The sequence below is a fragment of the Streptomyces sp. NBC_01261 genome (genome assembly GCF_036226385.1).
GTDB lineage: Bacteria > Actinomycetota > Actinomycetes > Streptomycetales > Streptomycetaceae > Streptomyces.
Genome location: NZ_CP108463.1, coordinates 10,928,372 through 10,953,954 on the forward strand (window position 1 = coordinate 10,928,372; position 25,583 = coordinate 10,953,954).

General features: G+C 70.9%; 20 protein-coding genes. 9 read left to right on the forward strand and 11 right to left on the reverse strand.

Annotated elements, in window-relative coordinates; all coding sequences use genetic code 11:
* The first annotated feature begins 23 nt into the window (after positions 1-23).
* A complete protein-coding gene (locus OG226_RS48635; RefSeq protein ID WP_328685939.1) occupies positions 24-2,057 on the forward strand; it encodes a hypothetical protein in 2,034 nt (677 codons plus the stop codon).
* 102 nt (positions 2,058-2,159) lie between these two features.
* Here OG226_RS48635 and OG226_RS48640 read toward each other — a convergent pair whose 3' ends face one another.
* From OG226_RS48640 to OG226_RS48660, 5 genes are all read right to left on the reverse strand, one after another.
* On the reverse strand, positions 2,160-3,782 hold the full coding sequence (locus OG226_RS48640; RefSeq protein WP_328685940.1) for a cellulose binding domain-containing protein: 1,623 nt from the start codon (positions 3,780-3,782) through the stop codon (positions 2,160-2,162).
* Positions 3,783-4,039: 257 nt separating this feature from the next.
* Positions 4,040-5,041 carry an NAD(P)H-dependent flavin oxidoreductase gene (locus OG226_RS48645; protein ID WP_329352848.1) on the reverse strand — a complete coding sequence of 334 codons (1,002 nt, stop codon included), beginning with the start codon at positions 5,039-5,041 and terminating at the stop codon, positions 4,040-4,042.
* A gap of 51 nt (positions 5,042-5,092) precedes the next feature.
* Positions 5,093-6,247 (reverse strand): acyl-CoA dehydrogenase family protein, encoded by a 1,155-nt coding sequence (locus tag OG226_RS48650; RefSeq protein WP_328685942.1) that lies wholly within the window; start codon positions 6,245-6,247, stop codon positions 5,093-5,095.
* Positions 6,231-8,354, reverse strand: coding sequence for an acetate--CoA ligase family protein (locus tag OG226_RS48655; protein WP_329352849.1), 2,124 nt, complete (start codon positions 8,352-8,354; stop codon positions 6,231-6,233). Before OG226_RS48655 ends, OG226_RS48650 begins: the two co-directional genes overlap by 17 nt.
* A 76-nt stretch (positions 8,355-8,430) precedes the next feature.
* Complete coding sequence (locus tag OG226_RS48660; protein WP_328685944.1) at positions 8,431-9,969, reverse strand: APC family permease; 1,539 nt, start codon at positions 9,967-9,969, stop codon at positions 8,431-8,433.
* A gap of 181 nt (positions 9,970-10,150) precedes the next feature.
* On the opposite strand from OG226_RS48660, the gene OG226_RS48665 reads away from it, so the two are divergent.
* The gene (locus OG226_RS48665) at positions 10,151-11,521 is read left to right on the forward strand and encodes a flavin monoamine oxidase family protein (RefSeq protein ID WP_328685945.1); all 1,371 of its coding nucleotides are present in this window, start codon (positions 10,151-10,153) and stop codon (positions 11,519-11,521) included.
* A gap of 29 nt (positions 11,522-11,550) precedes the next feature.
* Complete coding sequence (locus OG226_RS48670; RefSeq protein WP_328685946.1) at positions 11,551-12,438, forward strand: TetR/AcrR family transcriptional regulator; 888 nt, start codon at positions 11,551-11,553, stop codon at positions 12,436-12,438.
* A 70-nt stretch (positions 12,439-12,508) separates the two neighbouring features.
* Here OG226_RS48670 and OG226_RS48675 read toward each other — a convergent pair whose 3' ends face one another.
* Positions 12,509-13,624 (reverse strand): serine hydrolase domain-containing protein, encoded by a 1,116-nt coding sequence (locus tag OG226_RS48675; RefSeq protein ID WP_328685947.1) that lies wholly within the window; start codon positions 13,622-13,624, stop codon positions 12,509-12,511.
* 193 nt (positions 13,625-13,817) lie between these two features.
* Here OG226_RS48675 and OG226_RS48680 point away from each other — a divergent pair, with 193 nt between their 5' ends.
* Both OG226_RS48680 and OG226_RS48685 read left to right on the forward strand, forming a co-directional pair.
* The gene (locus OG226_RS48680) at positions 13,818-14,699 is read left to right on the forward strand and encodes an AraC family transcriptional regulator (RefSeq protein WP_329352850.1); all 882 of its coding nucleotides are present in this window, start codon (positions 13,818-13,820) and stop codon (positions 14,697-14,699) included.
* 255 nt (positions 14,700-14,954) lie between these two features.
* Positions 14,955-16,190, forward strand: a complete 1,236-nt coding sequence (locus tag OG226_RS48685; protein ID WP_329352851.1) for an MFS transporter — start codon at positions 14,955-14,957, stop codon at positions 16,188-16,190.
* 75 nt (positions 16,191-16,265) lie between these two features.
* On the opposite strand, the gene OG226_RS48690 is transcribed toward OG226_RS48685, so the two are convergent.
* On the reverse strand, positions 16,266-17,396 hold the full coding sequence (locus tag OG226_RS48690; protein ID WP_329352852.1) for a carboxylate-amine ligase: 1,131 nt from the start codon (positions 17,394-17,396) through the stop codon (positions 16,266-16,268).
* A 185-nt stretch (positions 17,397-17,581) separates the two neighbouring features.
* Positions 17,582-18,520: a LysR family transcriptional regulator gene (locus tag OG226_RS48695; protein WP_329352853.1), complete on the reverse strand. Its 939-nt coding sequence runs from the start codon at positions 18,518-18,520 to the stop codon at positions 17,582-17,584.
* A gap of 100 nt (positions 18,521-18,620) precedes the next feature.
* On the opposite strand from OG226_RS48695, the gene OG226_RS48700 reads away from it, so the two are divergent.
* Complete coding sequence (locus OG226_RS48700; protein ID WP_329352854.1) at positions 18,621-19,643, forward strand: NADP-dependent oxidoreductase; 1,023 nt, start codon at positions 18,621-18,623, stop codon at positions 19,641-19,643.
* A gap of 62 nt (positions 19,644-19,705) precedes the next feature.
* Here the strand turns inward: OG226_RS48700 and OG226_RS48705 are convergent, their stop codons facing one another.
* Genes OG226_RS48705 through OG226_RS48715 form a run of 3 tightly spaced genes read right to left on the reverse strand, consistent with a single transcriptional unit; the run spans position 19,706 to position 23,143 of the window.
* A complete protein-coding gene (locus OG226_RS48705; RefSeq protein WP_328685953.1) occupies positions 19,706-20,413 on the reverse strand; it encodes an ABC transporter ATP-binding protein in 708 nt (235 codons plus the stop codon).
* A gap of 6 nt (positions 20,414-20,419) precedes the next feature.
* Positions 20,420-21,802 (reverse strand): ABC transporter permease, encoded by a 1,383-nt coding sequence (locus OG226_RS48710; RefSeq protein ID WP_329352855.1) that lies wholly within the window; start codon positions 21,800-21,802, stop codon positions 20,420-20,422.
* A 54-nt stretch (positions 21,803-21,856) separates the two neighbouring features.
* The gene (locus tag OG226_RS48715) at positions 21,857-23,143 is read right to left on the reverse strand and encodes an ABC transporter permease (protein WP_329352856.1); all 1,287 of its coding nucleotides are present in this window, start codon (positions 23,141-23,143) and stop codon (positions 21,857-21,859) included.
* 118 nt (positions 23,144-23,261) lie between these two features.
* Between OG226_RS48715 and OG226_RS48720 the strand changes: the two genes are divergently transcribed.
* From OG226_RS48720 to OG226_RS48730, 3 genes are all read left to right on the forward strand, one after another.
* The gene (locus OG226_RS48720; RefSeq protein WP_329352857.1) at positions 23,262-23,924 is read left to right on the forward strand and encodes a response regulator transcription factor; all 663 of its coding nucleotides are present in this window, start codon (positions 23,262-23,264) and stop codon (positions 23,922-23,924) included.
* Positions 23,915-25,105, forward strand: coding sequence for a sensor histidine kinase (locus tag OG226_RS48725; RefSeq protein ID WP_329352858.1), 1,191 nt, complete (start codon positions 23,915-23,917; stop codon positions 25,103-25,105). Before OG226_RS48720 ends, OG226_RS48725 begins: the two co-directional genes overlap by 10 nt.
* A 292-nt stretch (positions 25,106-25,397) precedes the next feature.
* Complete coding sequence (locus OG226_RS48730; RefSeq protein WP_329352859.1) at positions 25,398-25,577, forward strand: hypothetical protein; 180 nt, start codon at positions 25,398-25,400, stop codon at positions 25,575-25,577.
* The last annotated feature ends 6 nt before the right edge of the window (positions 25,578-25,583 follow it).

Consider the following 25,583-nt stretch of genomic DNA (forward strand, 5'->3'; position numbering starts at 1 on the left):
GGGAGGTCCTGTGGGGGGATTCCATGTCCATGATGGTCCGCTGGTTGTGTGCTGTCCTGCGCGTGCGCGGGAAGGCCGACCTTCTGCTGGTGTTCCTGTTCGGCGCCGGCTTTGCCGCATTGCCGGTTTTCGCGCTGCTGCCGTCCTTGTGGGGCTTCGCCGTCGCGTCCGCCGTGAGCTACCTCGCGGACGAGGCCCTGCACGTCCGGGCACCCCGGTTCGTCCGCAGGCTCGCCGCACTGCAGCTCGACCGCACCCTGCGGTTCGCCTTCCGGACGCTGATGCTGCTCGCCCTGGCCGAGCGGATGGAAGCCCCGGATCGGGTGCTGGTCGCCGGACTCGCCGTCTTCGGCGCCCACTTCGCGCTGATGATGCTGTTCTCGGCGGTGCATCACGCGATCAGTCGGCGGCGGGTGCTGCCGGTGGCCGTGCGCAACCTCGACATGAGCGGGTCCGGCATCCAGAAGCCGCCGCCCGCGTATCTCTACCGGCGTTTCCTGCGCAAGGTGCTGCACCTGGACCTGCCGGCCCACGCGGGGCTGCTGGTGGCGCTCGCGGCCGGGACCTGGTACCCGGCGGCCATCGGCTACACGCTGACGGCCGTGTCGGCGGTGGCGGCCGTAGCGGCCCTGCTGACGGAGTTCCGACGGGCCCGCCGGATGCCGGGAAGGGGCGAGGTGATCGCCGAGGTCAACCGGCAACTGGCCGGATACCGGCCCGAGGTGGCCCTGTACTTCAGCTTCGCGGCGGTGTCCCGGGACTTCATGTACCAGGTCAACATGTGGATCGAGACGCTGGAGCAGCTCGACCGGCGCCCGCTGATCATCCTGCGTGAGCAGGCCTCGTTCCGGTACCTGAGCCGCACACGGATCCCGGTCGTGTGCGTACCCAAGGCCGATGACCTGGCCGAGCTGGAACTCCCGGACGTCCGGGTCGTCCTGTACCCGGGCAACGCCGGCAAGAACGTGCACATGCTGCGCGTCGCCGAGGCCAAGCACGTCTTCATCGGCCACGGCGACAGCGACAAGCTCGCCAGCAGCAACCGTGTCAGCAAGGTGTACGACGAGATCTGGGTGGCCGGACGGGCCGGGCGGGACCGTTACCAGCGGGTGCGGCACGCCATCAGCGACGAGGCGATCGTCGAAGTGGGGCGCCCGCAACTGTCCTCGATACGGCTGCACGCCGACCACCGGCCGGGCCCGCTGCCCGTCGTGCTGTACGCGCCTACCTGGGAGGGCTGGAGCGACGACGACTGCCACACCTCCCTCATCCCGATGGGCGTGCCCCTGGTCGAGGAGCTCCTCGCACAGAACGTACGGATCATCTACAAGCCGCACCCGCTCACGGGCCGCCGCTCTCCCGAGGCCGCCGCCGCGGACCGTGCCGTCCAGGAGCTGCTCAGCAACGACAACGAGCGGCGCGAGAGACCGGAGGCGCAGGCCGCACTCCCCGCCGGTCCGAGACTGCGGGACATCCAGGCCCGGATCGACGAGCTGGCCGGACGGCACGGCGGCGACTACACGCAGCAGACCCGCGACGCTCGTGTTCCCGACCGCGGCGACACGGTCGAGTGGCACACCCTGCACGCCGAGTGGCACCGGCTCTTCTGGGAGAGCCGCGGGCCGGTCCGGCATCAGGTGATCTCCGGCCAGTTGCCCACGCTGTACGAATGCTTCAACCAGGCGGACCTTCTCGTCAGCGACGTCTCCTCGGTGGTCGCCGACTTCGTCGCCAGCCTCAAACCGTACGTTCTGACCAACGCCCGGAATCTGCCGGACGAGGACTTCCGCGCCGCCTACACCACCGCCGGCGGCGCCTATCTCCTCGACCGCGAGTGCACCCGGCTGCCGGAGATCCTTCGCTCGGTCCGCGAGCCGCGCCACGATCCGATGGCGCCGCACCGCGGTGAGTTCAAGGAGTATGTGCTGGGCGCGGACGTCCCGACCTCGATGGAACGCTTCAACACGGCCGTCAACGCCCTGGGCGACAGGGCCGCGGCGGAACGGGGCGAACACCGGGAGGACGGACACCACGGCACCGTCGGGGCTCTGCTGTAGTCGCACGACGGTCGGTTCGTGACCACGTCCACACACTGAGCGTGTCCCCGACTTGTGCGGGCCGAGGAGAGTCTCGGCCCGCACAAGCCGCTTCGCGCGGGGTCAGCCCGCGTAGGCCGCGAACAGTTTGGAGAACTGGTACGGGGTCTGCGGGATGTTCGTGCACTCGCTCAGGCCACCGGTGCAGGCGTTCCCGTCGCGGGTGACGTCCCAGAAACCCAGCTCGCCCAGGTGGTTCTGGCGGGCGAAGGTGAGCACCTGCTGTGCGTCGGCGACGGTGAACACCTCACTGGCGGTGTCGTTCTGGCCGAGCATCGGGGTGAGACCGACCATGGCCCAGGTCTGGGCGGTGGTGAGGTTCGGCCACACCGAGGCGATCTGGGCGCGGGTCGAGGTCGCGGCCTGGATGGCGTACGTGCCCATCTTCCCGGACGGGCTGGGCGCGGCGCTGTCGCCGTAGTCCATGGCCATCAGGTTGACGGTGTCGACGTTCAGGTTGTGCGACTTGGCGGAGGTGAGGACGTAGAGGCCGTCCGAGGTCAGGCCGCTGGGCAGGACCGGGAGGGTGAGCGTGACCTTGAGGTCGCGGCCCTTGGCGCGCTGTGCGGCCTGGACGGCGGCGACGGCCGTCGAGCGCCGGTCGATCGAGGCGTGGTCGACCGTGGCGGCGCCCTCGATGTCGAAGTCCACGCGGTCCAGGGCGTAGGCGTCCACGACCTTCTGGTACTGCGCCTGGAGCGCGGTCGTGCTGGTGCAGGCGAGGGCCAGTTCGGTGCCCGCCTCGCCGCCGAAGGACGGTCGTACGTCACCGCCCATCGCGCGTAGCGAGTCGAAGTCCGTGCGGTCCCAGGCCGTGCCCGGGTCGAAGGAGTTGAACCAGCTCGCGTTGCAGCCGGTCGACCCGGCGGTGATGAAGCCGAGCGAGAACTGGCGCAGTCCGGTGGTCGTGGCGATCTGCGTGAGGTTCGGCGTCGGGTAGGCGCCGAGGTCGATGAAGGGCGCCGCCACGCCGGGCGTGGTGCCGCTGCCCGCGGTCGCGGTGAGCGTCGCGGAGTGCGCCGACTCGTTGTTGGAGTCGTCGAGCGCGGTCACCGAGAAGCCGTGGCTGCTGCCGGCGAGCAGGCCGGCCACCGTGAAGGTGGTGCCGGTGCCGGAGGTGGTGGCGACGACGTTGCCGCCCTCGTAGACCCGGTAGCCGACCACACCGACGTTGTCGGTCGAGGCGTTCCAGCCCAGCGTGACGCTGCCGGGGCCGGTGGCCCGGACGGCGAGACCGGAGGGGGTCGAGGGCGCGACGGTGTCGGCGGGGACGCCGGCGCAGGGGCCGTTGTTGATCAGACAGGCGCTCGGCGCGACGACCGAGCCGCTGTAGCTGAAGTCCATGCCGACCACGGGCGCGGAGTCACCGGGGGCGAGCGGGGCCTCCCAGGTGGGGGAGGTGATGGTGTACTGCGTCCCGCTGTGGGTGAGCGTGCCGTTCCACGAGCTGGTGACGGCCTCGGTGGCGGGCAGGGTGAAGGTGATCGTCCATGAACTGACCGTGTGGGTCGACTTGTTGGTGACCGTGTAGCCGCCCTCGAAGCCGGCACCCCAGGTGGAGGTGATGCCGAAGGAGGCGATCAGACCGGTGTTGTCGGCCGCGTGGGCGGCCGGGGCGGCGGTCGTGGCCATACCGCCGACCATCAGGGCGGCGGTCAGTGCGGCGCGCAGCGACGCATGTCTCATGCGGATGCTCCTCCGTGGGGCGAGGCCGCGCACGGCGTCGCGCCGGTACGCGGATTGCGGTGCCCTGCACGTCCGTCGCACGGTGGAGAGGTGCGGGTGGGGAGGAGCCGTGCGACGTGATCAGGGCGGGGGGTGGCAGGGGGAAACCGTCGAACGGCGAGTCGTGAAGTTAATCGGAAACTTTCCTTACATCTGCCTGCGTAGCGAAGCGTGGCTGGCCCCGTCGGCCGGCGTCAAGAGATCCGGGGACAATTCGTCTAGACCAATTTCGCTTCCGTGGGCGCGAGTTGCCGCCGGAGGCGGTCGCGGACGATGTTCTCGGCGTCCGCCACGATGGTGCTGACCACCGTCTCGCAGCTCTCCACGCTGTCGATGAGGCCCTGCGCCTGACCGGCCCACCACATGCCGCCCTCGACGTCGCCCTCGCCCAGGACCCGCTGCCTGCCGCGTTTCCCGGAGGCGAGTTCGGCGACGTCGGAGAAGGCGGCCCCGGGGCGCGCGCCGATGCGCGCGATGTCCTGCGAGACCACGTTGCGCGCCACCCGGGCGGTGTTGCCGAACTCCCGGAAGACGATCTGGGTGCCGCGCTCGTCGTTCGCGACGATCCGGGCCTTCACGTTCGGGTGGATCGGCGCCTCGTCGGTCGCCTCGAACCGGGTGCCCATGTTGATCGCGCACGCCCCGAGTGCCAGGGCCGCGACGAGCCCGGCGCCGGTGGCGAAGCCGCCGGACGCGATGATCGGGATGCGCAGTCTGCGGGCGGCGGCCGGGATCAGGACGAGGCCGGGGACGTCGTCCTGACCGGGGTGCCCGGCACACTCGAACCCGTCGATGCTGACAGCGTCGACGCCCAGTGCCTCCGCCTTGAGCGCGTGCCGGACGGCGACGGCCTTGTGCACGACCTTCACCCCGGCCCGCCGGAACGCCGGCAGGTGCGGTGCCGGGTTGCTGCCCGCGGTCTCCACGACCCGCACGCCCGAGTCGATGATGACGGCCCGGTAGTCGTCGTACGGCACCGGCTCGATGGTGGGCAGGATGGTGAGGTTGACGCCGAACGGCCTGTCGGTCAGTTCGCGGCAGCGCGCGATCTCCCGTGCGAGCGCTTCAGGGGTGGGCTGGGTCAGCGCGCTGAGGAACCCCAGCGCGCCGGCGTTCGCGACGGCCGAGATCAGCTCGGCGGTGCCCACCGCGAGCATTCCGCCGCACACGATGGGATGTTCGACCCCGAACATCTCCGTGAACTCGTTCCGAAAGGTCATGTCACTCCTGTTGCCGGGCCACGGTCGAAGACGTCACGGGGGGCGGAGCCGTCAGAGGCGCCGCGAGATGATCAGCCGCATGATGTCCGAGGTGCCCTCCTCGATCTCCTCCAGCTTGGCGTCGCGCATCCACTGCTCGACCGGGAACTCGCGCGAGTAACCCCATCCGCCGAGGGTCTGGACGGCGCCCCAGGTCACCGCCATCGAGGTCTCCGAGGCCTGGAGCTTGGCCATGGCGGCGAGCTTGGTGGCATCCGCCCCGGCGTCCATCCGGCGTGCCGCGTGCAGGGTGAGCAGCCACGCGGACTCGATCCGGGTCGCCATGTCGGCCAGCCGGAACGCGACGGCCTGGTGTTCGACGATCGGCTTGCCGAACTGCTTGCGCTCACGGGCGTACGCGAGCGCGTACTCGTAGGCCGCGCGGGCCGCTCCGGTCGCCGCGGCGGCCAGCACGATCCGCGATATGTCGAAGGTCCTCATCAGACCGCGGAAGCCCTGCCCCTCGTCCCCGAGACGGTCGGACTCGGGCACGAAGACCTCGTCGAGGAAGATCTCGCGGCAGACGATGGCGCGCTGGCCCATCTTCCGCATGGGCTCGCCGAACGTCATCCCCTCGGCCCCCCTGCGGAGCAGGAAGGCGGTGACCCCGGAGGAACCCCGGGTGGGGTCGGTCTTGGCGAAGACGACGTACTGGTCGGCCAGGCCCGCGTTGGAGATCCACACCTTCTGCCCGCTGATCGCGTAGCCGCCCTCGACCCGTACGGCCGTGGTGGCGATGGACGCGGCGTCGGAACCCGACTCCGGTTCGGTCGTCGCCAGTGCGGTGAACAGGGGGTTCGGACCGGCGAGCGGACGCAGCCACTCGGCCTTCTGCTCTTCGGTGCCGAGGGCGAGCAGCGGGTCGGCGAAGAACCCGTTGGAGCAGACGAAGTTGCCGATGCCCGGGTCGCCCCAGCACATCTGCTCCTGGACCAGGCACTGGGTCACGACATCGGTGAACCCACCCCCGCCGTACTCCTCGGGCAGCATGAAGTCGGTGATGCCGACCTTGGCCGCGGCCCGGAAGATGTCCAGTGGCGACTCGATGTCACGCTCGTCGACCTCGCGTCCGCGCGGCCGGATCTCGTTGGCGGCGAACTCCCGGCACAGGCCGACGATCGCCCGCTGCTCATCGCTCAGCGGCCAGGGCTCAGTGGACGTGCTCACGTGGTGTCTCCTGCTCCTCGGTGGTTTCCCGGTGGCGGTGCACCCCGGTTGCCTCTTGTGTGGCTTTCGCTACGGCGTACTCGGCACTCGGGACGACGAGCGCGTCCACGGCCAGGGCGCCCTCGGGCCCGACCCGGATCGGGTTGACCTCGATGTCCGCCACGCCGGGGATGGCCACGATCGCCTCGGACACGGCGACGACAGCGTCGATCAGCGCGTCGAGGTCGACCGCGGGCTGTCCCCGCCAGCCGTCCAGCAGTCGGCGCGATCGCAGGCGGTCGAGCATCCCGGCCGCCGTCCGCCCGTCGACGGGTGCCAGTTCCACGGACACGTCGTGCCAGAGTTCGGCGAGGACTCCGCCGTGTCCCACGGTCACGGTCGGACCGAAGTCGCGGTCCCGGCGGGCGCCGATCAGCAGCTCGACGACGCCCGGCCGGGTGTCCTGCTCCTCGACGACGTACTCGCCGGGCCCGAGCCGTTCGTACATCTCGCGGAACACCGCGGTGGCGGTGTCCGGGCCCAACCCCGTTCTGACGGCCCGGTGTTCGCTCTTGTGCTCGATCCAGCCGGCCTTGAGCACCAGCGGCGGTCGCAGGGACGCGCAGGCCGCCGCGAACCCGGCCGTGTCGGTGACCCGTCTTGCCTCGGGCATCGCGATGCCGAGGTCCGTGAGGAACGTCCGGGCCGCCCAGTAGCCGGGCGCCGGAACGGCCGCCCCGATCCGCTCGGCCGCCGGAGCGGGGCGGGGCCGTCCGCCCAGCCGGGTCACGTGGCCGAGCGCGCTCAGGGCCGCGTCGACGGTGTCGAAGACCGGGACGCGGTGCTTCCGCAGGCGGGCGACCGCGGGCGAGGCGGCGCTCATGCTGTGCACGATCAGGGGCACGCGCGCCGCGTCCGTCGATCGGCGTCGGCCGAGGCGGTCGATCACCGCGGACTCGGCGTCCACGAGGCTCGGCGAGTCCTCGCCGTAGCAGCCGAGATATCCCGTCAGGACGATCGAGTCGACCTCGCCGGAGGCGGCCACCAGTTCGGTGACCCGCGCGTAGACCTGGAGGTCCGCTTCTCCCGCGCCCGCGAGGTCCACCGGATTGGACACCGCCGCGGCGGCGGGGAGCAGATCGCGCAGGCGCGCCTGGAGCGGTTCGGTGAAGACCGGCGCCCGCAGACCCCGGTCGGCGGCGAGGTCGGCGGCGATCCCGCCCTGGCCGCCGCTGTCGCTGATGATGGCGACCCGGCGTCCACCGGGCGGCGCGGTCGCGTCCAACACCCGCGCGGCGTCGACGAGTTCGCGCGGCGTCGCCACCCGGAGGGCTCCGGCGGCGCGGCACGCGGCGTCGACGACGTCGAGGGCCGAGGTCATCGAACCCGTATGGGACCGCGCGAGAAGACGGCTGCCCTCGCTGGCACCGGTGGTGAGCAGCAGCGCGTGTTTGCCGGCGCGGCGGAGGGCTTCGAGAGCGGTGACGATCCGTGCTCCGTCGGCGAAGCTCTCCAGGTAGAGCGCCACGGTGCTGGTGTGTTGGTCGGAGACGAGCGATTCGACTACGTCGACGGCTCCCACGTCGAGCTGGTTGCCGACCGAGTAGAAGCGCGACACACCCAGCCCGGCCCGTGCGCCGAGGCCGGCGATCTCGGAACCGAGCTGACCGCTCTGCGAGACGATCGCCAGCCTGCCGGGGGTGAAGTTCCCCCAGGCGAGCCGGAGTTCCGCCGCGGCGTTGAACAGCCCGAGGCTGTTCGGCCCGATCATTCGCGCGCCGAACTCGCGCAGCAGCGCGGCGAGTTCGGCCTCGTCGGCACCGAGTCCCGCCGTGATCGAGAGGAATGCGCGGCACCCCTTGGCGAGCGCGTCCCGGACGACGGGCAGGACGTGTCGCGGCGGCACGCACAGGGCGACGAGGTCGGGGGCCTGTGGCAGGGCGTCCACCGTCGGACGGCAGGACTGACCGAGGACCTGGGCGGCACGGCGGTTGACCAGCCACACCTGTCGCCGGCCGGCACCCGCGAGGGCGCCGGTGGCGAGCCAGTAGCCCCATTTGGCGCGGTCCTCGGTGGCACCGACGACGGCGACGGACGAGGGGTCGACGAAGGCCTGGGGAAAGGACACGGACGATCTCCCGGATGCGGGGCGCGGATGAGGAAATCCCGGGCGGACGGCGGAAGTTCGGGCAGCTGGCCCGGACTCAGGTGCGGGCCGCGACTGCCGGCCGGCGGGCGAAGAACGCGGGGTACAGGCGCCGACAGACCAGGAGGGCGAGCAGTCCCAGCACGACCGTCCCGGTACCGATCACGAACGTGCCGCCGACGCGGGATCCCGAGGAGAACGGGAGGGTCCAGCTCGTACCGCTGTTGACGGGATCCCACGCCTGCACCAGGCTCCAGGCGCCCGCGCCGAGCAGGACGACCCCGCCGATCGCGGGCAGGACCACGGTCAGCCAGAGGTCCGCCGCCCTGGCGCGCGGCCCGGCGCGGTGCACCCAGGCGGAGGTGAGTCCGGTGAGCCCGTAGTAGAACGCGATCAGCACCCCGCAGGCGGACACCGCGTCACCGAGGACGAGTCCGTGGCCGAGGAAGTTCAGCGCGACGTACACCACCGCGCCGACGACGCCGACCGCGATCGTGCCCACGTGCGGGATACGAAAGCGCGGGTGCACCCGGGCCAGTGCGCGGGGGAGCGCGCCCTGGTCGCCCATCGACAGCATCGTGCGGCTGAGGGTCAGTACGGTCGTCTCCGTCGAGGCGGCGGCCGAGGTGAGGACCATGAGGATCAGCAGGTGCCACAGCACCGAGCCGAAACCGCTCGACCCGAACACCGCGGTGCCGAAGCCGTACAGGACGTCACCGGAGTTGTCCGGGTTGTTCAGGCCGATCCCGGAGTCGCCGATGCCGGCGAAGGAGAGCGCGGCGAACGTGGCGAGGAGGTACAGCGCCACCAGCAGCACCGTGGACCAGGTCGCGGCCCGGCCGGGGACGCGGTGCCGGTCGGTGGTCTCCTCGTTGACGGTGAGTGCCGTCTCCCATCCCCAGTAGATGAACAGCATCAGCACCAGCGCGCTGACGAACGCGCTCAGGGAAGCGCCCTCGAACGGGTTGAGCCAGGACAGGCTCGGCCGCCGGGCCCCGGTCGGCGCGGAGCCGCCGTAGGCCTTGACGAGCGCGACGACCGACAGGGCCACGAGCATGCTGAACTCCAGGAACAGCAGGGCTCGTTGGACCGCGGCCGCGATCTCGATACCGCGGTAGCAGATCAGGGTCATCAGCGCGAGCCAGCCGAGGCCGGCCAGCAGGACCCGCCAGTCCGCCGGTGCGGAACCGATGTCCTCCGCGCCCACCAGGAGGAACACGTACTGCCCGGCGACCTGCGCGAGGCTGCCGATCACGAGGACGAACGAGGCGATGATCGCCCAGCCGCCGAGGAAGCCGAGGGTCGGGTTCAGGGAGCGCGTGGCCCAGGTGAAGATCGTGCCGCAGTCCGGATCGCGCTTGTTGAGCGCGGCGTAGCCGAAGGAGACGAACAGGATCGGGACGAAGGCGAGCACCACCACGGCCGGGGCCTGGAAGCCGACGTAGCCGACCACGAAGGCCAGCGTCGCGGTGAGGCTGTAGGCGGGCGCCGCGGACGCCACGGCGAGGATCAGGCTGGTGGCCATGGAGAGCGCGCCGGAGCGCAGACCTTTGTCTGTCTGGGCCTCGCGCACTTGGAGTTGCGAATCCGAGGTCATTGCCACTCCCGATCTATTGGTCTACGGGTACCGACAAGAAAACGCAATGACTGATTGGCGAGTCAGCCTGACTCCAGCCGGGAGTGCTGTCAAGGCTTCGATCGCAATTTTGTGGAGCATCTTGACTGGCGAGTCAATATTGCGACACGGTGTCGGGGTGATGACACCTGACATTTCTGCCGTGGACACCGATGTCGTGGTCGTGGGCGCCGGATACGCGGGACTGACCACCGCGTGGCGGCTGGCCGAGGCCGGCGTCGATGTGGTCGTACTGGAGGCCGCCGACCGCGTGGGCGGCCGTGTGTTCAGCCAGGTGACCGCGTCCGGGGTGCGCGTCGACCACGGAGGCCAGTGGATCGGGCCGAGCCAGCGACGGTTCCACGCGCTGGCGGCCCGGTTCGGCTGCCGGACGTTCCCGACCTGGGAGGCCGGCCGGCACACCGAGATCCGCGCCGACGGCACCCGCGTCGACTACGCGGGCGGCGCACCGGACGCCGGACCCGGCATCGACGAGTACGAACGCGTCACCGCCCTGCTGGACGACCTCGCCCGTACCGTCGACCTCGAACTGCCTTGGTCCACCCCGCGGTTCGCCGAGTTCGACGCCCTGTCGGCCGAGGACTTCTTCCGCGCGCAGACCGACGACGAAGACGCGCTGGCGCGGCTGGCGCTCGCGATCCAGGGCGTGTGGTGCGCCGAACCGCGCGAGATCTCCTTCTTCCACGTGCTGTTCTACCTGGCCTCGGGCGGCGGCTACGAGCAACTGATGGAAACCCGCGGCTGCGCCCAGGACTCCCGGTTCGCCGACGGAGCCGACGCGGTGGCCCACGCGCTCGCGAAGTCGCTGGGCGACAGGGTCCGGCTGGGCGAGCCGGTGCTCTCCCTGCGGCAGACCGCGCACGGGGTGGAGGCGTACACCGGCCGCACCGTCGTCCGCGCGCGGCGGGCCGTGGTCGCCGTACCCCCGGCGGTGACCGACCGCATCGCGTTCGACCCGGTACTGCCCGCCGCACGGCGCGGCTGGGTGCGCCACTCCCCGATGGGACGCGTCGCCAAGGTGCACGCCGTCTACGAGGAACCCTTCTGGCGCGCGGCGGGACGCTCCGGGATCGCGACGCTCTACGGCGACAGCCCGGCCGGCGTCGTCTTCGACAACTCGCCCGAGGACGCCTCGCGCGGCGTACTTGTCGCGTTCGTCTACGGCGACCGGCTCGACCGCTGGTCCGCCGGCACCGACACCGAGCGCCGCCACGCAGTGCTGGCCGCGCTGACCGAGGTCGCCGGACCCCGGGCCGGACAGCCCGTCGACTACGTCGAGAGGATCTGGCCGCGGACCGGCTGGACCGTCGGAGGCTACGAGTGCTTCCTGACCCCGGGCGGCTGGAGCAGGCACGGCAGGGACGGATGGCGTGAGCCGTCCGGGCTCGTCCACTGGGCGGGGACCGAGACCGCCTCGGTGTGGAACGGCTACATCGACGGGGCGATCTCGTCGGGCGAGCGTGCCGCGGCCGAGGTGATCAGCGCCCTGGCGGCCGTCGTCCACCCGGGGTGAACCGCCTTGCCTGACATACTGATCGGGTTATGACCAGCATCGAGGAGCGACCGGTCGAGGCCGCCGACACTCTGCCGGAACGCGTCCGGACGGCGATCCGCGCCGCCGCCGTCTCCCAGCGCGAGCTCGCCCACCGGATCGGAATGGACCCGACCGCCCTGTCCAAGGCACTGCGCGGAAACCGGCGGCTGCGCGACGGGGAGATCGCCGCCATCGCGAAGGCCTGCGGGGTGTCCACGGCGTATCTCGTCGAGGGCGTCGGTCCGGAGCCCGTGCTCCCGCCCGACACCGGACGGGACCGGGCGCAGCCGGTGACGGGACAGGAACGCCGGGAGCAGATCCTGGAGGCCGCGACCGTCCTCATCGCCCGCCGCGGCTACCACAACGTGCGGGTCTCGGACATCGCCCGCTACTGCGGGACCAGCACGGCGACGGTGCACTACCACTTCCCCAGCAAGGAAGCCACGCTGCACGCGGCGCTGGAGTACTACGCCCAACGGTTCCGCACCCGGCTCGACGAGGAGTTCGGCCGGGCGACGTCCGCCCGTGACAAACTGCGCCGCCTCATCGAGGTGCAACTCCCGCTCACCGCCGGGGACATCGACGAATGGTCGGTGTGGATCCAGTTCTGGAACCAGGCGATGCTCGAACCCGGCCTGCGGTCCGCGCAGCGGCGGATCTACTCGGGCTGGTACCGGGTCGTGGTGGACGTGCTGCACGAGTGCCGCTCCGAGGGCCTCGCGCCGGAAGCCGACATCGAGGCCCTCGCCGATCGGTTCACCGCGATGGTCGACGGCCTGGCGATCCAGATCCTCGCCGGCTCGACCGACATGCGGCCCGACCGCATGCGCTCGCTCCTGCTGCGGGCCTTCGAACCCCACCTCGACCTGACCGGCCACCCGGGCACGGCCGGCTGAGGGGTCGGAGGGCCTCGCGGCCGTCGCTCCGTGGGCGCGTGCGCACCCGGACGTCCCCTCCCACGGGCCGTCACCGCAGTCCGCTGTAGGCGGCCATGATGATCTCCATGCCGCGGTTGTCCTCCTGCCGATCCCGGTCGATCATCTGGTTCATCACGTAGGCCACCGTCATCCGTGCGTCGGGGTCGCTCACGACCAGCGAGCCGCCCCATCCGCCCCAGCCGAAGGTGTTGCCGAACTTCCCGAAGCCCGCGGTCCAGGACATCGGCGTCCGCAGCACCCGGTCCTCGCCCCGGAACACCTCCTGCCACGCGGGCTCGCAGCCCCGGGGAGACAGCAGCCGCACGCCACCGGCCGAACCCCGGTTCGCCAGGACCGACTGCACGAGGGCGACGGACCGGGCGTTGCCGAAGCCGTTCACCGCCGGGATCTGCGCACGGCGCCAGGCAACGGAGTTGGCATCCCTGACCCGGACCGTGACACCGGTGTGCTCCCGACGGGTGCCGTCCGGTCCGAGCGGTGCGCCGGCGGCGAACTCGTCGGTCTCCGACGGCGGCGCGATGAGCGGTGCGACGCGGTGGTCGTCGGCGGCGGAGAGCCCGATGTGGAAGTCCGCGCCCAGCGGTCCGGCCACTTCCTCGGCGAAGAAATCACCGAGGCTACGGCCGGTGACGCGGCGGACGATCTCACCGATCAGGAACCCGAAGGTGAGCGCGTGGTACCCGGCGACCGTTCCCGGTTCCCATTCGGGGGCCTGGGCGGCCAGCCCCGCCGTCACGCTCCGCCAGTCGTAGAGGTCCTCGACCGCGGTCGGCCCGGACAGGTCCGGCAGCCCCGCCGTGTGGGACAGCACATGGCGTACCAGCAGACGCTCCTTGCCCGCCGCGGCGAACTCGGGCCAGTAGGCGGCGACGGGCGCGGACAGATCGAGCAGGCCGCGGTCGGCGAGGACGAGCGCGCAGAGGGCGGTCATGTTCTTGGTCGTCGAGTTGACGCCCGTGAGGGTGTCGCGTTCCCAGTCGAGAGTGCGGTCCGCGTCGGCGTACCCGCCCCAGAGGTCGACCACCGGCTCGCCGTCGAGGCGCACGGCGACCGAGGCACCCACGTCGTCCTTGCCGAGCGAAGCCGCGAGGGACTCCTCGATCGCGGCGAACCGCGGCTCGCACAGCCCTTTAACATCAGTCATGTACGCAAGCCTCAGACAACGCCGGGGCCACCCGCCCGACAATTACCGCACGGCTTCTGTCGGGCAGGGTGCGAAGGAATCACCTACACCTGAAGACGGCCCGGCCGCAGCAGCTGCCGCATCGGGGTGCGCATTCCCGCGGGGGAGACTCAGGGAAGTGCGGGGGAGACCCGAGGAAGAGGGACGGATACACGTGCTGGACCGGCTGAACCAGGCGCTGGACCACCTGGAGGCCTGCCTCGACCGGGAGGCCGACGTGGCCGGGGCGGCCCGGATCGCCGCGGTGTCGGAGTACCACTTCCGGCGGATGTTCTCCGCCCTCGCCGGGATGCCCCTCCCCGTCTACGTGCGGCGCCGCAGGATGACGCTCGCCGCGGCCGAGGTGCTGGCCGGTGAACGCACGCTGCTCGATGTCGCGGTGCGCTACGGCTACGGCTCCGGCGAGGCCTTCGCCCGGGCGTTCCGGTCGGTGCACGGAGTAGGCCCGGGCGAGGCCCGGCGCACGGGCGCGCTGCTCACGGCTCAGCCCCGCATGTCCTTCCGCGTCGTCGTCGAAGGCAGTACGACGATGCGGTACCGGATCGTGGGGAAGGACGCGTTCCGGCTCGTCGGCAGGAAGGCCCGGGTCCCGCTGGTGCACGAGGGGGTCAACCCGGCCGCCGCTGCGCATCTGGAAGACCTGGACGAGCGGGCGATCGTACGGATGAAGGAGCTGGCCGGCCGGGAACCGGAGGGGATCCTGTCGGCAGCGGTGTACCTGACCGACAGCCGGGAGGAGGGCGCCGAGGCGGACTACTGGATCGGGGTGGCCACCGGCCCGGAGACGGCCGTAGGGGATCTCGACGCCCTCGACGTGCCGGCCGGCACCTGGGCGGTCTTCGACAACGACGGGCCCTATCCGGGCGCGCTCCAGGAACTGTGGCGCGACGTGTTCACCCAGTGGTTCCCCTCGAACCCGTACACGAGCCGGCCGGGTCCGGAACTCCTGCGGACGCACCTGGTGGAGGTCGGCGAGGAGACCCACTCCCAGCTGTGGATCCCGGTCGAGCGGAACAGCGGCAACGCCACCGCGTGAACACCGGTCCGCCGACCGGCGGGCCGACTGTGACGCAGGCCATGATTCTCGTCGCCCGATCCTGGAATGCGTGTGTGCGTGCCGCGGCTGAAGCACCCGTAGACCCTCTCTGCCCTGAGGGGCGCATCGGGCAACGGTGGTCGGCGCGACGGGCTACAGAAACAGGGCGAACGGGACGCATCACGGTCCTGCCCCCTTCCCCGCTTCCCCCGCATCCGCACCCAAATCGCCGCCCGTGAAAGGTACTTGCGCTCCATGCCACTGGCCCTGCTGGCCCTCGCCCTCGTCGCGTTCGGAATCGGTACGACCGAGTTCGCCACGATGGGACTGCTGCCCCAGATCGCCCACGGCGTCGGCGTGTCCGTGCCGCACGCCGGCAACCTCGTCTCCGCCTACGCGCTCGGTGTCGTCGTCGGGGCGCCCGTCCTGACCGGCATCGGCGCGCGCATCTCCCACAAACGGCTCCTGCTCCTGCTGTCCGCGCTGTTCGTGGTCGGCAACGTGGCCTCCGCTCTCGCCCCGAACTTCGGCCTGCTGTTCGCCGCACGGTTCCTGGCGGGCCTGCCGCACGGAGCGCTGTTCGGGGTGGGCGCCGTCGTGGCCTCCCGGCTGGTCGCCCCGGAGCGGGCTGGGTGGGCCGTGTCGAGGATGTTCCTGGGACTGACCGTCGCCAACATCGTGGGCGTCCCGGCCGGTACCGCCCTGGGGCAGCACCTCGGCTGGCGGTACGCCTACTGCGCGGTCGCCGTCATCGGTCTTGTCGCGCTGGCGGCGCTGGCCGCTTTCGTCCCCCACCAGCCGCGTGGCGGCCAGGCCGGTATCCGGCACGAGCTGCGGGCGATGGGCAACCGGCAGGTCGCCCTGGGCCTGGCCACCGCCGTCGTGGGATTCGGCGGCTTCTTCGCCGTCTACAGCTATCTGGTGCCGATCCTGACCCACGTGACCGGTCTCTCCGACGCCTCCACGACGTGGGTCCTCGCGCTCTACGGCATCGGAATGACGCTGGGCACACTGATCGCGGGCCCGCTCACCGACCGGGCGCTGCGCCCGACGCTGTACGGGGGTCTCTTCCTGCTCGGTGCGACGCTCGTGGCGTTCTACTTCACCGTCCACAGCACCGTGCCCGCCCTGGTGACCCTCGCCTTCATGGGCGCGATGGGCGCCCTGGTCACCACCCCTGTGCAGATGCTGCTCATGGCCAAGGCGAAGAACGCCCCGACGATGGCCGCGGCCTCCAACCACTCCGCCTTCAACCTGGCCAACGCCGGCGGCGCCTGGCTCGGCGGCCTGGCCATCTCCGCCGGCTGGGGCTGGGCCTCACCGGCCCTGGTCGGCGCGACGCTCGCCGCGGCCGGCCTCGGCCTCGCCCTCCTCGCGGGCCTCATGGACCGCGATACCGGCAGCTCCACACTGATCACGTCCTCACCGGTACAGACCCCGTCGGAGCCGGTGTCGACGACGTCCCAAGCGCAGACCGGTAGCGACGCCTGACAGGTGATGCCGGCCTCACCGGACCGAGCGGAGCCGGAGGCGGCGGGGCGGGCAGGTGGGTGGCGACGGCGATTGCTATCTCCCGGTGCTCACCGCGGTGGCGGGCTGCGCGGGCTGGGGCGCGATCAGATCCAACAGCGCCTCTGTGCCGCCCTTCGCGAGCGCGGCACGTTGCCGTGCGGCTCCCGTCCCTTGGTCGAGCAGCTGCTGAACGCCCGAGGTCACCCGGTCGACGTCCCCGAGTTCCTTGAGCGCGGGTGTGAGGCGATCGAGCATGGCGCCCACCACCGAGGCTGCCGGTGAGGACGTGGCGGTACGGGGGTCGACCAGATCCGCGCCCAGGCCGCGGCGCGCCGCGTGCCATCCGGCGGCCTGGAGTATCTCGGGCGAGGGGGTCAGGGCGAGCAGGCTGCGGCGGTCCTCGCGCAGCGCGGTCACCACCAGCGCGCGGGTGAGCCCAGCGAGGGTGACGGCACTCTCGACGTCCAACTGGACATCGGGCGCGCGTACTTCCAACGTCGGGTAGTCGTCGGAGAGTCGGGCATGCCAGTACAGCTGGCCCCGGTCGGACACGACGCCGGTGGCCAGCAGCGCGGTCACCAGCTCTTCGTAGTGCGCGGCGCCGGTGAAGAACGGTGGCGAGCCGCTGATCGGCCAGCGGCCGAAGACCACGGTGCGCCAGCTCGCGAAGCCGGTGTCCCGCCCTTCCCAGAACGGGGAGTTGGCGCCCAGGGCCACCAGCACCGGCAGCCAGGGTCTCAACCGGCCCAGCGCGGCGGCACCGGCCTGCCGGTCGGGCACGGCGACATGGACGTGCATACCGCAGATCAGCTGCTCGTCGACCAGCCGAGCCGCCTCGGCCCGCATGGTCCGGTAGCGCTCCTGTGCGGTGACAGGCACCAGCGGAGCGCCGGCCCGCGGCGCGCCGCCGGTCGCCGCGAGCCGACAGTTCGCGCGGCGGGCGGCGCCGCCCACCGCGCGCCGGAACCGGGTGAGGTGCCCGGCGACCTCATCGAGGTCGGAACACACCGGCGTGGCGACCTCCAGCTGCGCCTGGAGCAGTTCGGTGTCGATGTCCTCCCGCCGCACCCCGGGCTCGTGTCCCGCGGCGGCACGGACCTCGCCGATGCGCGGCGTCGGCAAGCCCGTCGCGCGATCGAGCAGCAGGAACTCTTCTTCGACGCCGAGCGTCACACCTGTCGTCATAGTGGTGGGGTGCCCCCGATCCGCCCCGTCACGTCAGAATCGCGCTCCTGACAGCTCGCTCGTCTTCTACGGCGACGACTCGCCGCGCCGTGCCCATCGGTGTCGAGGCGGGTACGCCGACCCACCCGCGCGCCGCGAAGCCGGTGTCGGCCCGGCGCCGAGGGGAACACCATGCGGCCGCGGTGTCACAGCCCCGTCCGCTTGGGCCCGGCCGCGCCGCCGGGCAGGCGCACACCCTGGGGGACCGTGGCGCGAAGTTCCCTCACCAGGGCGCGTACGACCGCGGATCCTGCCAGTTCGGCGGTGGTGACATAGCCGACCTGCCGTGTCGGGCGGTCGGGACCGAGATCGGCGACGCTGACCGAGGCCGGCGCTCCGGCCAGGGAGAGCGCGGGCATGATCGCCATTCCGTGGCCCGCGCTCACCAAGGACAGCACCGCTCCGTCGTCCTCGGCCTCGACGGTGGCCTTGGGGATCCACTCCTGCGCGGCCCACCAGCCTCGGGTGTGGGAGCCGCAGTTCTCGGCCCAGTCGACCAGCGGCAGCGAACGCGGTGCGGCGTGACCGGGTGCGTGCACCAGGGCATACGGCTCCTCGAAGAGTCCGCTCGCGACCAGTCCCGGTGGAAGCGGCGCGGAGCCGCCCAGCGTGGCGATGGCGATGTCGGCTTTCCCGTCGGCCACTTCGCCGGCGGTACCGCGCCCCACCTCGCGTACGATCCGCACCCGCGGTTCGACGGCGGGATGGCGGGCGCGCAGCCGCTGGAGCACGGGCGGCAGCAGATGGAGAGCCGCGCTGCGGAAGGCCGCGATCCGCAGCGGCCCTTCCGCGGCCTCGGACCGGGCCGCACCGCGCGCCTCGGCGGTCAGGACGTCCAGCAGGCGCAGGATGCGGCGGGCGTGCGCGACGGCCTTCTCTCCGGCGGGAGTCGGGCGGGCGCCCGTCCGGCCGCGCTCGAAGAGGACCGCACCGATCTTGCGTTCACTGCCGCGCACCGAGTGGGAGACCGCGGACTGCGTCAGGCCGAGTGTCCCGGCCGCGGCCGAGAAGCCGCCGGTGTCCGCGACCGCCACCAGGACGCGCAGTTCGTGCGGGGCCGGATCGGAGTCGGTCGTACGGGCCACGGGGTGCTCACCTCGGAGTATGAGAACTGCTCATGGAACGGGCTGTCACATGAGCGCAACCGGCTGCCCACCAGGCACATTCCCGGCCTACGGTCCGGCCATGAACGAGACCGCGCTCACCGTGCACCAGACCGCCCGCCCGCACGGATTCCCCACCGCCGGGCACTTCGCCTTCGTCGAGTCCGCGCTCCCCGAACCGCCGGCAGGCAGCGCGCTTGTGGAGAACCTCTACTGGTCCGTCGACCCCTACCACCGCGAGATGATGGACGACGTACCCGACGGCTTCACGCTCGGCGCACCGCTGGAGGGGCGCGCGATCGGGCGGATCATCGCCTCGCGCACGCCCCGGCTGGCCGAGGGCGAGATCGTGTTCCACCGACGCGGCTGGCGCACGCACGCGGTGGTCACCCCCGAGGAGATCCGGCACCTGCCCCGCTTCGACGGAGTACCGCTGACCGCCTACCTGAGCATCCTCGGCGGAACCGGCCTGACCGCCTATGTGGGCCTGACCAGGATCGCCCGGCTCCAGGAGGGCGAGGACCTGTTCGTGTCGGCCGCCGCGGGCGGGGTCGGTACCGCGACCGGACGGTTCGCCCGGCTGCTCGGCGCCGGACGGCTGGTGGGCAGCGCCGGTTCTGCGGCGAAGGCGGACCATCTCACGCGCGTGGTCGGCTACGACGCCGTCTTCGATTACCACGAGGGGCCGGCCGCCGACCTGCTCCGCAAGGCCGCGCCGGACGGCATCGACGTGTTCGTCGACAACGTCGGCGGCGAGCAACTGGCGGCGGCGATAGGAGAGTTGCGCGAATTCGGACGCGTCGTCCGCATCGGAACGATCAGTCAGTACAACAACCCCGACGCGTCGCCGCCACGGTTCGACCACGCGGACATCGTGGAGAAGAGCCTCCGCATGGAGGGCTTCCTGGTGAGCAACTACCGTGACGTGCAGGACGAGTTGTACGACTTCGCGGTACCGCATCTGCAGAGCGGCCGGCTCGCTCCGGACGAGACGGTCGTCGACGGGTTCGAGCACATCGTGGACGCGTTCCTGGGGATGTTGCGCGGCGGGAACACCGGCAAGATCATCGTGCGGGACCGCACGCAGGTCCCGTCCGTGGGCTGAGGACCCGGTCCGGCGCCGATTTCCTGCATCAGTCCATCGACCTGGCGGCAGCGGACGCGGCGTCATGAGGCGTTCCGCTGTTCCGTGAGCCTGCCCTTGCGCAGATGGAGGACGCGGTCGGACTGCGTGGCCAGTTGCTGGGAGTGGGTGACGACGATGACGCACTTTCCCTGTTCGTGGGCGAGCTCGCGGAAGGTGTCGATGATGCCCTGGGCCGTGTCCTCGTCGAGGTTCCCGGTGGGTTCGTCGGCGAAGAGGATGTCCACGTCGCAGGCCAGGGCGCGGGCGATGGCGACACGCTGCTGCTGGCCGCCGGAGAGCTGCATCACGTTGCGGGTCGCCGTCGCCTTGTCCAGGCCGATCGCTTCCAGCAGGAGCAGGGCACGGCTCCTGCGGCTGCCGGTGGCGGGTTTGGTGCCGGTGATCTCCATGGCGCAGGTGACGTTCTGGAGGGCGGTCATGTAGGTGAGGAGGTTGTACTGCTGGAAGATCGTGGCGGCGTGCTGGTTGCGGTAGCGCCCGAGGCCGAGTGCGGTGAGGTCGCGGCCGTCGAACCTGATGGCGCCCTTCGTGGGGGTGTCGAGGCCGCTGGCGAGGCTGAGCAGAGTGGTCTTGCCGCTGCCGGAGGGTCCCAGGATGGTGTAGAAGGTGCTGCGCTCGAAGTCGTAGTCGATGCTCTTGAGCACGGTGGTCCTGCGGCGCTGGCTGGAGTACGTGTGGCTGACGTCGGTGAGGCGCAGCACGGGCGGGGTGGCGGTGGGGGTGGTCATGGCGGGTCACTTGCCTTTCGTGAGGATGGTGCGGGGGCTCAGCCGCAGCACGGCGCTTGCCGGGATGGCGGTGGCGAGCAGGGCGATGCCGAGGCCGACGAAACCGACCGTGGCGAGGTCCGCCGGATCGAGTGCCACCGTGATCCTGCTGATGGGATCGGCGTTCTCCACGGGCTTGTCGTTCGGGTCGATGCCCTGATCGAGACCGGTGCTGCCGGGGGCCGGGGGCTGCCAGGAGTTCAGTTTCTTCTCGGCGGCCGAGGCTTCCCTGCCGAGCAGCGACTGTCCGGCGCTCTGGGTCAGGGCCGGGGCGAAGAGTGAGCTGACGCCGATGGCGACGGCGGCGACCACAACGATCTCCAGGGCCTGCTGGGTGATGAGCTTGGTCTTCTTCTCGCCCATGGCCAGCAGGACGCCGTACTCCCTGCGGCGCTGCTTGACCGCGAGATTGACCAGGAGGGCCAGGACGGCCGCGCCGGCGACGCCCATGAGCCACATGGCCACGGTGGCCGTGGAGCGGATGCTCTTGAGCGGGCCCGTCATCTGCTGGACGGCCTTGTCGTTCGCGTCGAGCTTGAAACCGTCGAGCGCCGAACCCGCGACCTGCTTCGCCTTGTCCTTGAACGCGCTCTGTTCGTCGGCGTCCTGGAGGAGGAAGCTCGCCTTGCCCACCTGGAGCGTTCCCTTGCCTCCGGACTCAAGTGCGGAGACACCACCCACGGTGCCGTACAGCAGGTTGGCCGGGCTGAGGAAGTTCTCGGGCTCCGGTTCGGTGCTGGGGCGCGGGTCGCGGTAGATGCCGGCCACCGTGAAGCCGACCGTCGTCTTCTCGTCGTTCGACGTCAGAGGGATCGTGTCCCCGACCTTGAGACCGTTCTTGCTGGCCAAACGCTCCTCGATCAGGAGCTTCTTCTTGTCCCGGTCGGCGGCCGTGAGGTGCCGGCCGGACAGGAGGGTGAACTTGCCGCTGCGGAAATCGGGCAGCAGCGAGGAGTCGAGCACACCCGTGGCCGAAGTGGCGCCGGGGCCCATGGTCTGGGTCTTCGGCCCGCCGTCGACCAGCTTGTACCTGCCCTTGAGGAAGGCGCGGTCCCACATCGAGTAGGTGTACTTCTGGACCTGGGGCAGCGCACCGATTTTGTCCACGGTCGCGGCGTCGATGCTCGGCGCCCGCATGCCACCGCCACCGCCCAACCGGCCCATGTCCATCTCCATGGTGATCTCCGCGCCCACGGAGCGTTCGGCCTTCTGCTCGGCCTGGGCCGTCGCGTCGTTGATCAGGACGCCCGCCAGCACCATCACGGAGATGACGAGAAAGGTGGCGAGGGCGATCAGGGTGCGGCCCTTGCGGGCCCACAGGCTGAGCCCGGCGCGTTTGACGAAGTTCATGGGTATCGCTCTCTCGGTCCCTGTCGGTGGATGGAAATGCGGTGAACGGCACGGCTATTCGGGGTCGGTGAGGATGGAGCGGGGATGCAGGCGGAGGATCCCGATGCCCGGGACGACGGTGGAGACCAGGGAGATGCCGAGCCCGATGCCGGCGACCTTGCCGATGGCGGCCGGCTCGACCCGGACCACGACCGGGGCGATCTCGGCGCCCCGTGCCCCGGCCGCCGCGAGCGGCTTGCCGGTCTGGCGGCCGAGAAACGTGTCGCCCACGTGCTGTCCGGCGAGTGAGCCGGCCACGGCGGCGAGCGCTACGGCGGGCAGCGCGACGGCCGCCACCTCCACGGCGTGCTGGCCGACGAGCTTCCACTTCCTCTCGCCCATCGAGAGCAGCACCCCGAGTTCGGCGCGCCGCTCGCGGATCTGCAGCGCCACGACGAGCCCGAGGATCAGTGCCCCGGCGAGGGCGATCACCCAGACGATCAGGCCGGCGAAGGTGCCGACCCGCTGGATCGGGCGGACCTGGTCGCGGTACGCCTTGTCGTTGACGCGGAAGTCGAACCCGCCCTTGCCCAGGAGCCGTTCGGCCTCGGCGTGCAGCTGCTCGGCACGGTCCGGTGAGCCGATCTTGAACACTGTCTCGCTGAGGGTTGCGGTGCCGGTGGTGAGCCGCTGCGCGGCGCGCACCGGCACGTACAGCGTGTTGCCGGGCAGTTCGTGCGGACGCGCCCAACTCGTCGGATCCGGAGTCGGGTCCTGGAAGACACCGACGACCGTGAGCGGCACCGTGCGTCCGCCGTCCTGGGACCGCACCCGGATGGTGTCGCCGGCCTTGAGGTGGTTCCTGTCGGCCAGGCGCTGTTCGATCAGCGCGACGTCGTGGCCCGCGTCCGCGGGGGTGATGCCACGGCCCGCCGTGATCTTCGTCGAGCCGTACGAGAAGGGCAGCAGAAGGTCCGAGTCGCGGACGCCGTTCACGGACAGCGGATCCTTGTCCGCCCCGAGCTTCTTCTTCCCGGCTCCGCCGCCGCCCGGCCGCGGCGCCTTCGACGTCAGCGGTGTGAAGCCTCGCGCACCGGCTCCCACCGGCAGCTCCGGGTTGTAGCGGTGCACCAGGTCCGAGGCGCCGAGCCGGTCGGCCAGGGCCGGAGTGAACCCCTTCTCCCTGACCGTGACGTCGACGCCGACGGTGCGTTGCGCGTCGGCCTCCTGGCGGGCCGCGGCGGCCTTCAGCAGGAAGCCGCCGAGGAGCAGGACGCAGATGACGACGAAGATCGCCAGCAGGGCCGCGGTCCTGGACTTTCTGGCACCAAGGCTCATCCCGGCGCGCTTGACGAAGTTCATGCCGCAGACAGAAGCAGCTCGCCGTTCGCAGCAGGATAAGCGTGTTACAGCGGCATAAGGGCAGGCCCCGCTCCCTGTCCTTATCCGGCTGCGATCGTGACCTTGGTTTCATGAGGACATGAGAGTTCTGGTTGCCGAGGACCACCGTGTGCTCGCCCGCACCATCGCCACCGGTCTGCGCCGCCAGGCCATGGCCGTCGACGTCGCCGCCACCGGCGACGCGGCCGAGCGGATGTGTCTGCTCACCGCCTACGACGTACTGATCCTCGACCGCGATCTGCCTGTCATGAGCGGTGACGAGGTGTGCAGACGGCTGCGCGAACTCCAGGACCCACCGCGGATCATCATGCTGACCGCGGCCGGTGAACTCACCGACAGGATCCACGGCCTCACCGAGCTCGGCGCCGACGACTACCTCGCCAAGCCCTTCGACTTCGCCGAACTCGTAGCCCGTGTACGCGCCTTGAGCCGTCGCGCATCGAAGCCGCCCTCCGCCCTGCTGTGCTTCGGGAGCATCTCCCTGGACAAGGCGCGACGCGAAGTGTCCGTGGACGGCCGCCCGCTGGAACTGACTCCGAAGGAGTTCGCGGTCCTGCACCTGCTGCTCGTGTCCGGCGGTGCGCCGGTGGCGCACGACGAGCTGGTCCGCACCGTCTGGGACGAGCACCTCGACCCGCGCACCAGCGCGGTTCGCGCCACCGTCAGCCGGTTGCGCGGCAAGCTCGGCGACCCGGGCCTGATCGCCGCCGACACGGGGGAGGGGTACCGGCTGTGCGACTGAACCCGCGGGCCCTGTTGAGCGGACTGCCCTTCCGCAGTCGCCTGGCCGCAGCCTTCTCCGGACTCTTCCTGCTCGCCGGCACGGCCCTGCTCGCTTTCGTGGTGCTGCTCGCGCGCTACGGAACGGATCAACAGGTCCAGGGACTGTCGATCACCTACGCCGATGTGCCGAGCAGTCCTACGACGTCCTTCGCGCCGTCGCACCGCACTCGGCCGGATCCCCTCTCCTCGCCCCAGAGCGACAGCGCCATGATCAAGAAGATCGACCAGACCGTGCGGGCCGTACAGAACACCGCGCTGCGGCAGATGGTGCTCTGGTCCGCCGTCGGTCTCCTCGTCATGGCGTTGCTGGCCGGACTGCTCGGCCGGTGGCTCGCGGGACGGGCCCTGCGTCCCGTCGCCTCCATGACCGAAGCCGCCCGCCGCATCAGCGAACAGAACCTGCATCAGCGCCTGGCGCTCAGCGGCCCCGACGACGAACTGCTCCGCCTCGCCGACACCTTCGACACCATGCTCGACCGGCTGGAGAAGGCCTTCGAGAGCCAACGCCGTTTCGTCGCCAACGCCTCCCACGAACTCAAGACGCCTCTCGCCGCCCAGCGCGCCACCCTCCAGGTCGGCCTCGCCGATCCGCTCCCCGAGGGCCTCGCCGAGGTGCGTGAGGACCTGCTCACCACCAACCGGGAAGCCGAGCAGCTGATCAACGCGCTCCTGCTGCTGGCCCGGAGCGACCGAGGGCCGGACGCGACCGAAAGCGTGGATCTGGCGGAAGTAGCCCGGCTGGTGACGGCCGAACTCTCCCTGCAGGCAGCCCAGAACGGTGTGCACCTCGACCTGAGTGCCGACACGCGGCCGGTCGTTCCCGGAGACCCCGTCCTGCTGCGCCACCTGCTGATGAACCTGATCCGCAACGCCATCCAGTACAACCACCCCGACGGCACCGTCCGCGTACGGCTCGACACGGCGACCGTCACGGTGACCAACACGGGCCCCCACGTGTCCGCCCAACGGATCCCCGGCCTGTTCGAACCCTTCCGCCGCCTCGACGCGGACCGCACCGCCACCACCGGCCACGGCCTGGGGCTGTCCATCGCCGCCTCCATCGCCGAGGCACACCACGCCACGCTGACGGCGCGCCCCGGTCCCGAGGGCGGACTCGTTCTCACCGTGCGCTTCCCCTGAGCGTCGCGGGGGAAGTCGTTGAAACGCCGGGCTGCTCCAGTGCGTTGGTACTCTCCGCGACCAGGGCGAGGCGGGGGAGACGATCGTGGGAGCGGAGCTGTCGAGTCCTCCGGGCCGCCGGTTCACCGGAATCGGTTTCGGTGTCCTCTTCGGTGGCCTGACCACAGCGGTGACCATTGCCGCGATCGGGCGGGCATGGGCTACTTGTGACGTCGGCGTCAACGCAGGAGCCAACGGCCTGACCTTGCTGTTTCTTGCGCCTCCCATATGGATCGCCACCACGGTTCCGTGGGTGATCCTGCACAGCACCCTCGGAAGACGTCATCGCAGGGCAGCCCTGATGACGGGGCTCATCCTCACCTTGTGGTTCAGCTGGTTCCTCGTCACGTGGCTCGGGATGCCGGACTCCTACCCCGACCCGTACTGCCCGGGCAACGTCCCGCCCTGGTGGCCGGGCTTCATCCCGGCGTGATCGGCG